Origin of the sequence: Nocardiopsis salina YIM 90010 (genome assembly GCF_000341025.1) — a bacterium.
Classification (GTDB): Bacteria; Actinomycetota; Actinomycetes; order Streptosporangiales; family Streptosporangiaceae; genus Nocardiopsis; species Nocardiopsis salina.
In genome coordinates this window covers 1-14,189 of record NZ_ANBF01000001.1, presented here as the reverse complement: position 1 = coordinate 14,189, position 14,189 = coordinate 1, and the positions used below count along the sequence as shown (strand labels likewise).

Sequence of the window (14,189 nt, the reverse complement as noted above, 5' to 3'; positions counted from 1 at the left end):
CCGGACAGTGACGTACCTCACCTGCTTACCGAAAGTCGTCCGCCGCGGCAATGGGTGAGAACGGCCCGCACATCGCGGCCGACCCGGGATCAGCTGCCCGGGCCCCGCGTACGCACGAGCGAGGCGACCGCGCCCAGCAGGGCCGACCCCAGCGCGGGCACCGCCACCACCCACGGGGCGCGCTCGACATAGCGCACCCCCTCCGCCAGCATCGCGCCCCACTCCGGAGAGTCGTGGGGCGCGCCCAGGCCCAGGAAACTCAACCCGGCCAGCGCCAGGGTGTTGTGGGGGATCCGCATCAGCGCGTGCCGGGACACCGCCGGAAGCACGGAGGGCACCAGGTGCCGACGGGCCAGCCACGAACGCCCCGCTCCCCCGGCCACGGCCGCCATGTGGAACCCCGAGGCACGCACCTCCGTGGCCAGTGTGCGCGCGTGCACAGCGACCGGGATCCAGGCGACCGCCGCCACGGCCGCCATCGCCCCACCCAGTCCGGGCCCGACCACCGCAGCCACCAACACACCCACCAGCACCGGCGGCAGCGCGTTGAGCACATCGGCCGCTCCGGCACGCGCCCGGCGCCCGCACACGCCCGCGGCGGTACCCACGGCCAGCGCCACCAGGCTCACCGCGACCCCCGCGCCCACACTGATCAGAGCGCCGTGGCCGAACCGGGCCCACACGTCGCGCCCCAGCGCGTCGGTGCCCAGGGGGTGGGCCGGCGAGGGTGCCTCCAGGCGGGCGGCCAGGCCGACCGCGTCCGGGTCGCGCAACAACCCCAGGACGACCACTGCGGCCAGCACTCCGCCCAGGAACACCGGCAGGGACCGCGGCGGTGCCCCCGCGGCCACGGCGGGGGACAGACCGGCCGATCCCAGGGCCGGCCCCAGCAGGACGCGATGCAGCACGATACCCGCACCGCCCACGGCGAGGCCCGTCACCACCAGCGCCGCCACCGCCCCCTGGACCCTGGGCAGGTCCTGGGCGAGCACCCCGTCCAACGCGGTGTGCCCCAGGCCCGGGACGGCGAAGACGCTCTCCACGATGACCGAGGAACCCATCAGCCCCGCGAAGACCAGCAACACCTGCGGCAGGGCCACCGCCACGGTCCGCCGCAGCAACGACAGCGCCAGCACCGCCGGGGAGCAGCCGACCGCACGCCAGGTGCGCACCCAGGCCTCGGCCAGCGTCGCCGATAGCGCTCCGGCCAGCACACGGCTGACCAGACCACCCGCGGGTATCCCCAACGCCAGGGCCGGCAGCACCATGTGCGCCGGCCCCTCCCACCCCGAGGTGGGCGCCAGCCCCCACCCCACGGCCACCACCGACAGCAGCACCGAGGCGAGCAGGAAGTCGGGGGTCGAGGCCAGGGCCGCCCCGGTCACGTCGGCCCCGCGCCCGGGCCCCCGGTGCGAACGCACCGCCCGCACCAGAGCCGGAAACACCACGAGCAACCCGGTCACCAAGGCGGTCAGCGCCGCCGCGGCGGCCAGGGCGGCCGAGACCCCCAGGGCCGAGGCGATGGAGGGCGCCACCGGCGCACCGCTGACCCAGGACACCCCCAGGTCACCGCGCAGGGCCCCGCCCATCCATTCCAGGGTCCCGGCCACGGGTCCGGAGGGCAGGTCGAGTTCGCGGCGTACCGCCTCCAGCGCTCGGGGGTCGGCCTCGCGTTCGGCCGAGCGGGCGCGCAGCACCGTCTGTGCGGGATCGTTGCCGCTGAGCCAGGGCAGGGCACCCACCACGAAGACGACCCCCGCGCAGGAGGCCAGAACGGTCAGCGGGCCCCGGAGCCCGGACGCCGCCGCGGCAGCGGCCCGGCCGGAACGCTCTTGTGCCGACGCGCTCACGGGACCCGGGTCCGTTCGGTGATCAGGGTGCGCTCCAGCGGATCCTGGGCCACGCCCTCCACGCCCTCGGACACACCCACCCGGGCGCGTTCGGCCACCAGCGGTACGAAGGAGTCGGTGGCCAGCACGGCCTGCTCGATCTCCACCGCCGCTTCGTGCCGCTCCTCGGGCTCCGTGTGGCCGGCCGCCTCGGCGATCATCGTGTCGACGTCCTCCTCGCAGAAGCGGGCGAGGTTGTAGCTGCCCTCGCAGCTCCAGTCCGAGGCCAGGTAGTTGACCGGGTCGTTGGTCTCGACCAGGTAGGAGCGGGTTCCGATGACCGCGTCGTGGGCGCCCTCCATCAGGTCGGTCTCCATGGTCGCGAAGTCCTGAACGGTGACCTCGACCTCGAACCCGGCCGAGCGCAGGTCCTCGGCCACCGCGGAGGCGGCCTCGGGAAGTTCGGGGCGGTCGTCGTAGGTGGCCAGCGTGATCGTCTCGCCGTCCGGGTCCTCAGGGTCGGCGCCCTCGGGCCGGGCACGCTCCTCGGCCCAGTCGCTGACCGGACCGTAGAGGCCCTCCACGGCGTCGGCGCGACCCTCGTAGACCCCCTCGGCCACGGGTGCGCTGTCCACCGAGCCGGCCGCAGCGGCCCGCATCCCGGGGTCGGTGAAGGCACCGCTCTCGTTGTTGAGCAGAACCCCGACCGTGCGCGGGATCGGCACCTCCACCAGCTCGTCCTCGTCCATGGCCTCGGCCTCGACGATGGGCACGGCGTCGACCACGTCGACCTCGCCGGTGCGCAGCCCGCCCACCCGGCTCGCGTCGTTCTCCACGAAGTCCACGTCCACCCCCTGGGCGCTGGGAGCCCCGTTCCAGTAGTCGGTGTGGGCCTCCAGGGTGGCCGAGCCCCCGCCGACCTCGGTCAGTTCGAAGGGACCGGTGCCCGCGCCGACCGGGTCGGGGGCCGCGGGGTCCCCCTCGTAGGCCGACGGCGCCAGGATCGCCAGTTCGGGCGCGGACAGGCGCTGGGGAAGGATCGGGTCGCCGTCACCGGTCTCGACGCGCACGGTGTGCTCGTCCTCGGCGGAGGCATCCAGGTCGGTACCGACCAGGGCGCGCGGGCGCGGGCTCGCGGCGGAGGCGTGCTCGAGCGCCTCGACCACGTGCTCGGCCTCCATCGGATTGCCGTCGTGGAAGGTGACGTCCTCGCGCAGCTGCAGGGTCCAGGCGCCGTCCTCGTCCTGGTCCCAGTCCTGGGCCAGCAGGGGCTGGAGCTCTCCTTCCTCGTCCAGCCGGGTCAGGGGTTCGGCCGCACCGACCCGACCCAGCAGCAGGGCGTCGTCGCTGAAGGGCGACATCTGTTTGACCGGCGGGAAGGCCAGCGCCACACCGAGCCGGCCCTCGGTGTCCTGGCCGCCGTCGGTGAAGCAGCCGGTCACCAGGAGTACGAGCGCGGTCGAGGCACCGAGCAGGGCGGGCCCGCGTGAAGGGGAGACGGTCATGGGCACACTTTCTGTTCCGAGGGGGGCACTGAGGGGCACATCGATCGTAAATGAAAATCATTCCCCCAAGCGTGGCAGGGGTGTCCCCCACCGCGGCGCCGGGGAACCGGGCTCAGGCCGGTGCGTGCTCCGCGGCCCTGGCACGGCCGCGGGGCACCCTTGCCCGACGCGCCACCATCCACAGGACGAGCCCGCCCACGGCCGGCAGTACCGCCATGGCCGCCCACGGCAGGGCGGCGCCCGGCGCGGGTTCGTACGCCCGGTCCAGAAGGGCGCCCACACCGGCGCTGCCCGCCAGCACGGCCACACCACCGACCGAGGACAGAAACCCGAAATAGCTGCCCAGGCGCTGCTCGCCGGCCAACCGCGGCACCAGGTCCTGGGCCACGGGCACCGACAGCATCTGGCCCAGCGTCAGCAGCACCACCAGCGCCACCGCCGGGGCCAGCGCCCAGGGCCCGGGCAGCGGGTCCAGGGGTGCGCTCAACGCCACAGCCGTAAAGGCCGCCGCCAGCAGTCCGAACCCGAGCGGCAGGGCCCGGGCACGTCCCAAGCGCCCGCGCGCCCACGCGGCCAGGGGCAGCTGGCCCACGACGATGAGGACCGAGGCCAGGGCGAACATCCATCCCAGGGCGCCCTGGCTGCCGGTGGCGCGCTCCAGCTCCACCGGCAGCGCCAGGTAGAGCTGGTTGTAGCTGACCAGGTAGGCGCTGTAGCCCACCGCGAAGACGAGGAAGGCGCGGTTGCGCAGCACACCGGCCCACCCGGCCAGGACCGGCTCCCCGGAACTGCGCCCCGGGGTGCGCGGCAGCATCCGGTAGTGGCCGGCCCAGATCAGCACGAACACCGCCGCGGCGACCGTGCAGGTGAGAGCGAAGTCCACGCCGAGCAGCATCGCGCCCACCAGCGGCCCGGTCACCGACCCGACCTCGCCGAACACCGCGAACAGGGCGAAGAGCTCGGCCCGGGTCATCACGCCGCGCTCCTCGCAGTCCGTACCCTCTTCGGCCAGGGCCGCCTCCACGGCCGGGGAGAACAGCGCCCCGGCGAACCCGGTCAGCACCGCGCCCGCCAGCACGACCGGGAAGGTCGGGGCCACGGCCAGCACGAGGAACCCGGCGATGCGCACCACACACCCGGCCAACACCACACGCCGGGTCCCGAACCGGTCGGCCAGGGCACCGCCGACCACGAACAGCCCTTGTTGGCTGAAGGTTCGCACCCCCAGCACGACCCCGACCGCCCATCCGGCCATGGCCAGGTCCTGGGCCAGGTGCACCGCCAGGAACGGCACCACGAGGTAGAACCCCAGGTTGAAGGCGAGTTGGGTCAGCAGCAGCAGTCGGGCCACGCCGCCGAGTTCGGTGAACCTGCTCAGCAGGGACCAACGGCGCAGCGGGTTGAGGCGGCGCGCCACAGAGGCGGTCGTCACGGTGGTTTCCTCCGGTGTGGTTCAGCGGACCGGGGCGCGGTCCGCGGTGCGGGCGCCCGCACCTGCCGGGCGGGTGCGGGGGTCGTTCTCTTCTGCCTCCAGCGCGGGCAGGCGGGGCACGGCCTCGACCAGGCGCTGCGTGCAGGGATCCTCCGGGCGGTCCAGGACCCGGGCGGTCTCCCCCTGTTCCACGACCCGACCCTGGTGCATGACCATGACCCGCTCGCACAGACGGCGCACCACCCCCAGCTCGTGCGATACCAGGAGCAGGGCGAGCCCGTGCTCGCCGCTCAACCGATTCAACAGTTCGATGATCCTGGCCTGGGAGGAGACGTCGAGCGCACTCACCGGTTCGTCGGCGATCAGCACGCGCGGACCGGGGGCCAGGGCGCGGGCGACGGCCAGACGCTGGCGCTGCCCCCCGGAGAACTCGTGCGGGTGGCGGTCGGCCATGGACGCCTGCAGGCCGACCGCCTCCAGGACCTGCCCCACGCGTGCGCGGTGGTCGCCGCCGATACCCAGGCAGGACAGCGGTTCGGCGATGCTTTCGCCAACGCGCAGGCGCGGGTTGAACGATCCGGCCGGGTCCTGGGGCACGAACTGCACCTGGGAGCGGAACCAGCGTGTGCGCCGGGCGCTGCCGGCGCGCACCGGGCGCTGCTCGGGGCCGAAGCGCACCTGGCCGGCGTCGGGGCGTTCGAGCGCGAGCAGGACGCGCACCAGGGTGGACTTGCCCGAACCGGACGCGCCCACCACCCCCAGGCGCTCGCCCTCGGCCAGGGTCAGAGCGACCCCGTCCAGGGCGGTGGTGACCCGGCGCGGGGACAGGGGTGTGCTGCGGGTCCGGTGGCGCAGACGCAGGCCACTGGCCGAGAGCAGGACAGGGGAGGGCATGGGCAGGTTTCCTCGCGGTCGTGGGGGTGGACACATGCGTGGCGGGCGGTCGGCGTCAGGGGTGGGCCAGGGCCCAGGCGTCGGCCACCAGGGTGCGGGTGTAGCTGTGTTCGGGGGCGCGCAGCAGGTCCTGGGCCGGCCCCTGCTCGACGATGCGCCCCTGGTGCACGACCAGCAATCGGTCGCACACCCGCGAGACCACGGCCAGGTCGTGGGTGATGAAGAGCAGGGCGGGCCGGGGTTCGCCGACCGCGTCCAGGGACCGCTCCAGCAGACCGAGGATGTCGGCCTGGACGGTGGCGTCCAGCGCGGTGGTGGGTTCGTCGGCGATCAGCACGCGGGGCCGGCAAGCCAGGGCCATGGCGATGCAGACACGTTGGCGCTGGCCGCCCGACAGGCGGGCCGGGTGGGCGCGGGCGGCCTGCTCGGGGCGGGGGATCCCCACCTGGTCGAGCAGTTCCACGGCGGTGCGGGCGGCCCGGCGCGCGTCCATGCCCCGGTGGCGGCGCAGCGGTTCGGCGACCTGGCGACCCACGCGCACCAGCGGGTTGAGTGCGCTCAGGGCGTCCTGGAAGACCATCGTCATGCCGCTCCCGCGCACACCGCGCAGGTCCTTCTCCGCGAGCCCGAGAAGTTCGCGGCCCTGCAGGCGCACGCTGCCCCGGGCGGTGCACCCGGGCGGCAGCATCCCCATGAGGGCGAGTGCGGTCAGGGACTTGCCGGAACCGGACTCGCCGATCAGGCCGAGCCTCTCGCCCGCCCCCACGGTGAAACCCACCCCGTCGACGGGGGTGTGTTCCCCGGCACCGCCGGCCCGAACGGTCAGGTCCGCCACGTCGAGCATCCAGGCCTCCTGGACATAGTTCGCATCCACTCACATGAAAATGATTATCATATGCGGCGTGGTTGCGGCGACCCGAACCGGGGACCGTCGCGCCCAGACACACCCGACCCCAAAAAACCCATGCCACGACCTGCGCATTCACCGAAGGGATGCCCGTGACCGAGACACCCACCCGAGACCGCGCCCCCTCCCACAAGCCCTCCCCACCAGACCTCCTGGCCGACCTGCGCGCCCTCGAGTCCCAACTCAGCGCCACCGACCTGCGCCCCTGCCCCGAGGTCGACGCGGCCTTCGGACACCTGGTCGACCTGTGCACCGTCGTCGACGACCACCTGACCGAACAACTGCTGGCCTCCCCGTCCGTGGACACGCTCCTGGACTCGCTCAGAATCGTCAGCGCCCGCGGCGAGGGCGAACTCGAACGCGCCTGGGCCCGGCGCGTCATCGCCGCCGACAACCCCTGGGCGGAGCTGGCCCGCTTCCCCTACCTGGACAACTACCGGCGCCTGGTGCGCTTCGAACTCGCCGGCCTGGACGCCGTAGGAGCCGAGCACCCGCGCTCGGCAGTCGTGCTGGGTGCGGGGCCACTGCCCCTGACCGCCCTGGTCATGGCCCAGGACCACGGCGTGCAAGTCACCGCCGTGGACAACGATCCGCAGGCCTGCGACCTCGCCTCGGCCCTGCACGAGGCGCTCGGCACGCAGGTGCAGACAGTGTGTGCCGACGCCGGCTCGGCGGTGGACCTGCCCGCCACCACATCGTGCGACGCCGTCCTGCTGGCGGCCCTGGTGGGTACCGATTCACACGCCAAACGCTGCATCACGGGCGCCCTGTCCACCGCAATGCGCCCCGACGCCCTGCTCATCACCCGCTCGGCGCACCGGCTGCGCACCGCCCTGTACCCCTCGGTCTCACCGGACGACCTGTGCGGTTTCACACCGCTGGTGGAGATGCATCCCTGTGACGACGTGGTCAACTCCGCCCTGATCGCCCGCCCCGAACGCTGAGGCGGGACTTGCATTCACGGGGCCCGCGGACCGGAAGAGGCCTCGTCCGGTCCGCGGGCTGCGCACATGTGCCGCGCACGCCGGTACCGCTCAGGCGGGGTCCTGGCCCCCTCCCTCGGCGGGCTCTCCGGTGGCGTAGTCGTCCTTCGGTCGGGGGTCCTTCTCGGCCATGGGCATCCTTCCCGTTGGGGAGGGCTACAGTATCGGGCCCCTCCCCGGTCCACACCGTCCACGATCCGGGCCTCAGCGGGCGGGAAGGACCGTACCGCTGACGGCACCGAAGTGCACCCGTGCACCGTCCGGCCCCGGGGCGGAGGCGGTGATGGTGACCTCGTCGCCGTCCTCCAAGAACGTGCGCTCGGTGCCGTCGGGCAGAAGCAGGGGCTGCTGCCCGCTCCAGGTCAACTCCAGCAGGCACCCGCGCTGGTGGGGTTCGGGGCCGCTGACCGTGCCCGAGGCGAACACGTCCCCGGTACGCAGGCCGGCCCCGTTGACCGTCATGTGCGCCAACTGCTGGGCGGCGGTCCAGTACATGGTCTCGAAGGGCGGGCTCGCCACATGCTGTCCGTTCAGGTACACCTCCAGGCGCAGGTCCAGCCCCCAGGCCTGCGCACCCTTGAGGTAGGGCAGCGGCTCGGGGGCCTGTACCGGCGGTTCCACCCGGGCCGTCTCCAGGGCCGCGACCGGCACGATCCACGGCGAGACCGACGTGGCGAACGACTTGCCGAGGAAGGGCCCCAGCGGCACGTACTCCCAGGCCTGCAAATCCCTCGAGGACCAGTCGTTGAGCAGGAACACCCCGAACACGTGCTCGGCGAAGTCGTCCACCTGCACCGTCTCACCCATCGGGCTGGGGGTGCCCACCACGAACCCGACCTCGGCCTCGATGTCCAAACGCGCCGACGCACCGAACAGCGGAGCGGGCTCGGTGGGGGGCTTGCGCTGGCCGCTGGGGCGCACCACGTCGGTGCCCGAGNGGTGTTAGCCGATCGGCAGGTGCTTCCAGTTCGGGGTCAACGGCTCCTGCTCGGGCCGGAAGATGCGCCCCACGTTGGAGGCGTGGTGCTCGGAGGCGTAGAAGTCCACATAGTCGGCGACGGTGAAGGGCAGGTGCAGGCGTACCGAGGTGCGCTCGACCAGATGCGGGCGCACCGCCGCCTCGAACTCGGGATCTCCCAGCCAGCACTGCAGGTCAGCGCGCACCTGGTCCCACACCTGGCGGCCGGCGGCCATGAACGTGTCCAGGGTCGGGCCTTGCACCTGCTCGGCGAAGGATGCGTCCAGGGCGCGGGCCGCCGCGCCCAGATCGAGCACGTACGCGCCGATCGCCACACCGGTGCGGCGTTCGGCGCCCTCGGGGTCGGTGCTGAACACACCGTAGGGCAGGGTGGCCGGGCCGAACTCGGCGTCCGGGGCCACATCGAGCCAGGTCTGAAGCATGAAGGGTGTCGCTTTCCGTGTTCGCAGGGGTCAGGGACGACTCGCGGGGGCGGGCAGCAGGCCGAGCACCACCAGGTCCTCCAGGGGCTCGGTGATGCTGCACGTACCGAAGGAGTGGAAGGCGGTGCGCACGCGCTCGGCCTCAGCCTCGCCGATGCTCGCGGTCTCCCGCGCCAGGCCGTGACCGTCGCGCCGGGCCAGCACCTGCGCCGCCTCGGCGGCCGTGGCACCGTCGAGCAGGGCCGCGGTGGCCAGGAGCACGTTGAGGAACCCGTGCTGTTCGAAGCCCTGATCACCGGTGCGACGCACCGCGTGGTGCAGCCCGGCGGTGCACTTGAAGGCCACCGCCGCCCCCACCGCCGCATGCAGCGACCGGGCCAGTTCGGCCTCGTCCGGGTGCGCGTCGGCGCTCACACCCCCGGTCCGGAACTTGGCGTGGTAACCGGACCCGGCCAGTTCGGCCGGATCACCGGCGACCTCGCCCTCGCGGGAGAGCTCCACGTAGGCGCTCACCCCGGGCGGCAGGTGCCGCGCCAGCACCCCCGCCACCCGGCCCACCCCGCCGGGCGACGCGGCGACCTCCAGCCCCACCAGGCGCAGACGCGGGTCGTCGGCGGCAGCCAGCGCAGCAGGAACGTCAACGGCCCCGCCGGGCACGGTCACCACGACCTCCAACGGGCCGGGGGCCTCCTCCCGGGACAGCAGCGCACACAGCTCTGCCACCCGCGCATCGGAGACCAGGAAGGGGCCCACATGTTCGTCCCGCGGCCCGGAACGGTGGGCACGGTGCTCGGGCAGCGCCTGGCCCAGAGGCGCGTTGCCCGGCGGGAACAGCGCAGCGTCGTCGAACAGTCGTCGGTACAGCAGAGCGCTCACCGGGCGTTCCTCCCCCAGGTCCAGGCATAGGCCCCGTCGTCGACCGCACGTCCGCCCTCTCCCAGGTCCAGCGGCCGGAACGTGTCGACCATGACCGCGAGCTCGTCGAAGGCCTGCGCCCCGACGCTGCGCTCGTAGGCGCCGGGCTGGGGGCCGTGGGAATGCCCGCCCGGGTGCAGTGAGATCGATCCCTGCCCGATCCCCGACCCCTTGCGCGCCTCGTAATCCCCGCCGCAGTAGAACATCACCTCGTCGGAGTCGACGTTGGAGTGGTAGTAGGGCACCGGGATCGCCTGGGGGTGGTAGTCGACCTTGCGCGGCACGAAATTGCAGATCACGAAGTTGTGGCCCTCGAAGACCTGGTGGACCGGCGGCGGCTGGTGCACCCGGCCGGTGATGGGCTGGAAGTCGGCGACATTGAACACGTACGGGTACAGGCACCCGTCCCAGCCCACGACGTCGAAGGGGTGGGACGGGTAGGTGTAGCGGGTGCCGGAGATCCCGCCCGGGCCGTCACCGCGGTGTTTGATGAGCACATCCACGTTCTCGCCCTCGGCCAGGAGCGGTTCCTCGGGCCCGCGCAGGTCTCGCTCGCAGTAGGGGGAGTGCTCCAGGAACTGCCCGTACCGCGACAGGTACCGCTTGGGCGGGGCGATGTGGCTGTTCGCCTCGATCGCGTACGCACGCAGGGGCTCTGGTCCGGTCGGCACCCACCGGTGTGTGGTCGAGCGCGGGATCACCACGTAATCGCCCCCGCCGACCTCCAGCGCCCCGAAGACGGTCTCCACCCGGCCCTGGCCGGACTCGACGTAGACACACTCGTCGCCGATGCCGTTGCGGTACAGCTGCGAGGGCGCGCCCGCGGCGACGTAGGAGATACGCACGTCCTCGTTGGCCAGCACCAGACGCCGCGACTCCACCACGTCGGCGTCCTTCCACACCTGCCCGGGAAAGAGGTCGTGCAGGGTCAGGTGGCGCGGGATCAGCGGGGCGNCCCCCTGCCACTCGGCTGCGTCGGCGATCGCCGACGGGATCGCCCGGTGGTAGAGCAGAGAGGAGTCGCTGGAGAAACCCTCCTCCCCCATGAGCTCCTCGTAGTAGAGCCCGCCCTCGGGGTTGGGGTGCTGGGTGTGGCGGGTGCGGGGCACGTCCCCGACCCTTCGGTAGAAGGCCATGGCCGCCTTCCTTCCTCGTGCGGAGCCTGCTCTCAGGCTCGGGTGGCGGGCCCGCCGACGGATGTGTCGGAAGGCAGGTCGGGGCTGGACGGGGCGGGCACGTGCCCCAGGGCGGTGCGCACGGCACGCTGCACGGCCGCGGTATCGGCGCCTTCGACCACGGCGGCCACGTGCGCGTCCGGGCGCACCAGCCACACTTGCCCGGGCCGGGCCCTGAGCGCGCGGGTCAGAGCACCGTCGGTGTCCAGCTCCGTGACGGGGTGCACGGCCACCGGGGCGCGGGTGGCGCGCTCGGCCGCCTCACGCACGGCCTTCAGGACGACCGCGGATGCGTCCCCCACCAGCAGGGTCAAGCCCTCGCGCAGTAGCGGGCGCAGCCGCCGGTACCCGCTTCCGGCCGAGACCGGGGCGTCGGGCACGAGCACACCGGGACACAGGTCGGGGGTCTGCCCGCGCGGGGGCCGACCTCCGAAGGGCCGGTCGGGGCAGGGGGTCGTCAGCGGGGAGTCGGTGTACCAGAACGGTTCGGCCAGGCGCCCGGAGTCGACCCGGTGGTGGTGGGAAGGGTCGGACACGGCGCGTTCCAGAACGGTGCGGCGCACCCTGTGCTCCTGCTCGTCACGCGGCACCAGGAAACGCATCGTCGCGCTGGTGACATCGGCGTTCTCCACGGCGGCCGCGTGGCGTTCGGCATGGTAGCTCTCCAACAGCTCCTGAGGCGCCCACCCGGCCCGCACGTAGGCGATCTTCCACACGGCATTCTCGGCATCGGCCACCCCGGAGTTGAGCCCGCGCGCACCGAAGGGCGCCACCAGGTGGGCGTTGTCGCCCAGCAGTAGTACCCGGCCCACCCGCATGCGGTCGGCCACCCGCGTGTGGAAGCGGTAGACCGAGCTCCACACGATCTCGTAGGCACGCTCCCCGACGATCTGCCGGATGCGGGCCTCCAGGCGCCCGTCGCGGCGTTCGGCCTCCAGGTCGAAACCGGCAGGGACCTGCCAGTCGATGCGGTACACCGACCCCGGACAGGGGTGGATGAGCACCTGGCGCCCCGGGTTCCACTCGGGGTCGAAGTAGAACCTGCGCTCGCGCTGCCAGTGCCCCAGATCGGCACGGATGTCACAGATGAGGAAGCGGTCGTCGAAGCTGGTGCCCTCGAACCCCACCCCCAGGGCCGCACGCACCGCACCGCCGTGCGCGCCCAGGCACGACAGGGCGTGCGTGCCCTTCAGGCGCACCGGGCCGTCGGGGGTACGGCAGGTGACCTCCACTCCGTCGCCGTCCTGGGCCAGGCCGGTCACGGTGTGATTCCACAGCACCTGCACACCCGCCGCCTCCAGGAGCGGGTCCAGGACTTCTTCGGTGCGCGACTGGGACAGGTTGACGAAGGGCGGCAGGTGGGAGGAGCCGGGGTCGCCCAGACGCACACTGAACAGCTCGCGGTCGCGGTAGAAGGTACGGGCGGTGTCCCAGGTCAGGCCCTCGCGGGCGATACTGCCGGCGCCGAGCCAGTCCCACACGTCCAGGACCTCGCGCTGTTGGCAGATGGCCTTGGACCCGATGGCGTCGCGTTCGGAGCGCGAGTCCACGACCACGGCGGGGACACCGCGCCGGGCCAGCAGCAGGGCGGCGGTCTGGCCGACCGGACCGGCGCCCAGGACCAGCACGGGCTCGTCAGGGGAAGGAGGAACGGGGAAGACGGGGGGTGCCATGGGGGGCTCCGTTCACAGAGGCGCGCGGGGGGCGCGCAGGGGGTGGGTCCGGAACCGGTCAGCTCTGCAGCTGGTCCCAGACCTGGCGGTCGCGCTCGGCGGTCCAGATGATGGGCCGCTCGATGCCGGAGAGCTCGTCCCAGAGCCGGGAGACGTCGAAGGGCAGGCAGTGCTCGAAGATGGGCCAGTGGCCGTAGTCGCCGACCAGGGCGGCGTGGGTGGCGTCGAAGGCCTCCTTGAGGGTGCCGCCCCGGCGGTGCACGGCCCCGACCTCGGCGATCATCACGTTCAAGAAACCCCGGGTCTGCTCGATGGCGGCGTCGACCTCGGTGCGGCCGCGGCTGACGGCCCCGCGCCCGCCCACGAGCATCTCCGCGCCCAGGGCCTTGACCCCGTCGAGAGTGGCCCCGGCCCAGTCGTGGTGGAAGGCATCGCCGGTGTAGAGGGCGGCCTGGGCCTCGACGAGGTCGCCGGCGAACAGGATCCTGTGCCGGGGCAGCCAGGCCACGATGTCGCCCTCGGTGTGACCGCGGCCCATGTACTGCAGGACCAGTTCGCCGCGCTCACCCCCCAGGTCGATGGTGGTGCGGTCCGCGAAGGTCTGGGTGGGCCAGGTCAACCCGGGCACGGACCCGGCGTCCTTGGCCAGGCGGGGCATGCGCCCGAACTCGCTCTCCCAGTCCTCCTTGCCGCGTTCGCGGATGAGCTCGTGGGTCTTCTCGTGGGTCAGGACGATGTCGGCGTCGAAGGCGCTCGCGCCCAGTACGCGCACCGCGTGGTAGTGGGAGAGCACCAGGTAACGCACCGGCTTGTCGGTGTGCTTGCGCAGTTCGGCGAGCCAGTCACGGGCGGCGGTGGGGGTGGCCAGCGCTTCGAAGGCGACCAGGAAGTCCTCGCCCTCGATGGCGCCCACGTTGGGGTCGCCCTCGGCGGTGAGGGCGTAGACGCCGTCGGCGAGCACCTCGAGGGTCTGTTCCTTGGCTGCGGTGTCGGCGGAGGAGGCGAACGGCTTGGTGGCCATGGTCGGGTGACCTCTCACTCGTGGGGGCGACTGCCCAGATGATCAAACGTTTGATGATTCGGACCTTAACGTGTTCCACGCCACACAACCAAGGGGGGCAAATGCAGACAATAGAGTGAAGCACATCACACCAGGACGAGCCGGACCCTCCGGGCGAGCGCATGCCCTCCCCCGGAACACGCCCTGACACCGCTGCATCGCTGATGGGGCGTGCGATTGAGGGCGAAGGCTCGGGGGCGGGGTGCGGCGTGGGGTGCGGTCCTGCCGCGGCATGCGTGATTCGCGGTGGTCGCAAACACAGTCCCTGGCTCGTCGGCCTTTACGCATCCGGTTGCGGCGCCCGACTCGTTGGGGGTGACCTGTGAGTGGGGACCGGGAGCGAGACGGAGACTGTGACCGAGACCCGAGAACGAGGAACCGGGAACGAGGAACCGGGAACGAGGAACCGGGAACG

General features: G+C 72.6%; 10 protein-coding genes and 1 pseudogene. 1 reads left to right on the top strand and 10 read right to left on the bottom strand.

Going from position 1 to position 14,189, the window contains the following annotated elements; all coding sequences use genetic code 11:
- Positions 1–89 precede the first annotated feature (89 nt).
- From D474_RS0100065 to D474_RS0100045, 5 genes are all read right to left on the bottom strand, one after another.
- Positions 90–1,850, bottom strand: a complete 1,761-nt coding sequence (locus tag D474_RS0100065) for an ABC transporter permease subunit (RefSeq protein ID WP_017611557.1) — start codon at positions 1,848–1,850, stop codon at positions 90–92.
- The gene (locus tag D474_RS0100060; RefSeq protein WP_017611556.1) at positions 1,847–3,334 is read right to left on the bottom strand and encodes an ABC transporter substrate-binding protein; all 1,488 of its coding nucleotides are present in this window, start codon (positions 3,332–3,334) and stop codon (positions 1,847–1,849) included. The genes D474_RS0100065 and D474_RS0100060 overlap by 4 nt, the downstream gene beginning before the upstream one ends.
- A gap of 112 nt (positions 3,335–3,446) precedes the next feature.
- Positions 3,447–4,766: an MDR family MFS transporter gene (locus D474_RS0100055; RefSeq protein ID WP_017611555.1), complete on the bottom strand. Its 1,320-nt coding sequence runs from the start codon at positions 4,764–4,766 to the stop codon at positions 3,447–3,449.
- Positions 4,767–4,787: 21 nt separating this feature from the next.
- Positions 4,788–5,660, bottom strand: coding sequence for an ABC transporter ATP-binding protein (locus tag D474_RS27135; protein WP_017611554.1), 873 nt, complete (start codon positions 5,658–5,660; stop codon positions 4,788–4,790).
- A 55-nt stretch (positions 5,661–5,715) separates the two neighbouring features.
- Positions 5,716–6,534 (bottom strand): ATP-binding cassette domain-containing protein, encoded by an 819-nt coding sequence (locus D474_RS0100045; RefSeq protein WP_239646959.1) that lies wholly within the window; start codon positions 6,532–6,534, stop codon positions 5,716–5,718.
- 119 nt (positions 6,535–6,653) lie between these two features.
- Here D474_RS0100045 and D474_RS0100040 point away from each other — a divergent pair, with 119 nt between their 5' ends.
- Positions 6,654–7,511 carry a nicotianamine synthase family protein gene (locus tag D474_RS0100040; RefSeq protein ID WP_017611552.1) on the top strand — a complete coding sequence of 286 codons (858 nt, stop codon included), beginning with the start codon at positions 6,654–6,656 and terminating at the stop codon, positions 7,509–7,511.
- 243 nt (positions 7,512–7,754) lie between these two features.
- On the opposite strand, the pseudogene fahA reads toward D474_RS0100040, so the two are convergent.
- From fahA to D474_RS0100005, 5 genes and pseudogenes are all read right to left on the bottom strand, one after another.
- Positions 7,755–8,951, bottom strand: a pseudogene (gene fahA, locus D474_RS31565) (fumarylacetoacetase).
- A 30-nt stretch (positions 8,952–8,981) separates the two neighbouring features.
- A complete protein-coding gene (locus D474_RS0100020) occupies positions 8,982–9,827 on the bottom strand; it encodes a hypothetical protein (protein ID WP_017611549.1) in 846 nt (281 codons plus the stop codon).
- Positions 9,824–11,002 carry a homogentisate 1,2-dioxygenase gene (locus D474_RS0100015; protein ID WP_017611548.1) on the bottom strand — a complete coding sequence of 393 codons (1,179 nt, stop codon included), beginning with the start codon at positions 11,000–11,002 and terminating at the stop codon, positions 9,824–9,826. The genes D474_RS0100020 and D474_RS0100015 overlap by 4 nt, the downstream gene beginning before the upstream one ends.
- Positions 11,003–11,034: 32 nt before the next feature.
- The gene (locus D474_RS0100010; RefSeq protein WP_017611547.1) at positions 11,035–12,714 is read right to left on the bottom strand and encodes an FAD-dependent monooxygenase; all 1,680 of its coding nucleotides are present in this window, start codon (positions 12,712–12,714) and stop codon (positions 11,035–11,037) included.
- Positions 12,715–12,772: 58 nt separating this feature from the next.
- Positions 12,773–13,735: an MBL fold metallo-hydrolase gene (locus D474_RS0100005; protein WP_017611546.1), complete on the bottom strand. Its 963-nt coding sequence runs from the start codon at positions 13,733–13,735 to the stop codon at positions 12,773–12,775.
- Positions 13,736–14,189 lie beyond the last annotated feature (454 nt).

Bases quoted from the DNA above. Each gene is read 5' to 3' on its own strand.
- D474_RS0100060 (WP_017611556.1), bottom strand. From the start codon at position 3,334: ATGACCGTCTCCCCTTCACGCGGGCCCGCCCTGCTCGGTGCCTCGACC.
- D474_RS27135 (WP_017611554.1), bottom strand. From the start codon at position 5,660: ATGCCCTCCCCTGTCCTGCTCTCGGCCAGTGGCCTGCGTCTGCGCCAC.
- D474_RS0100040 (WP_017611552.1), top strand. From the start codon at position 6,654: ATGCCCGTGACCGAGACACCCACCCGAGACCGCGCCCCCTCCCACAAG.
- D474_RS0100010 (WP_017611547.1), bottom strand. From the start codon at position 12,714: ATGGCACCCCCCGTCTTCCCCGTTCCTCCTTCCCCTGACGAGCCCGTG.
- D474_RS0100005 (WP_017611546.1), bottom strand. From the start codon at position 13,735: ATGGCCACCAAGCCGTTCGCCTCCTCCGCCGACACCGCAGCCAAGGAA.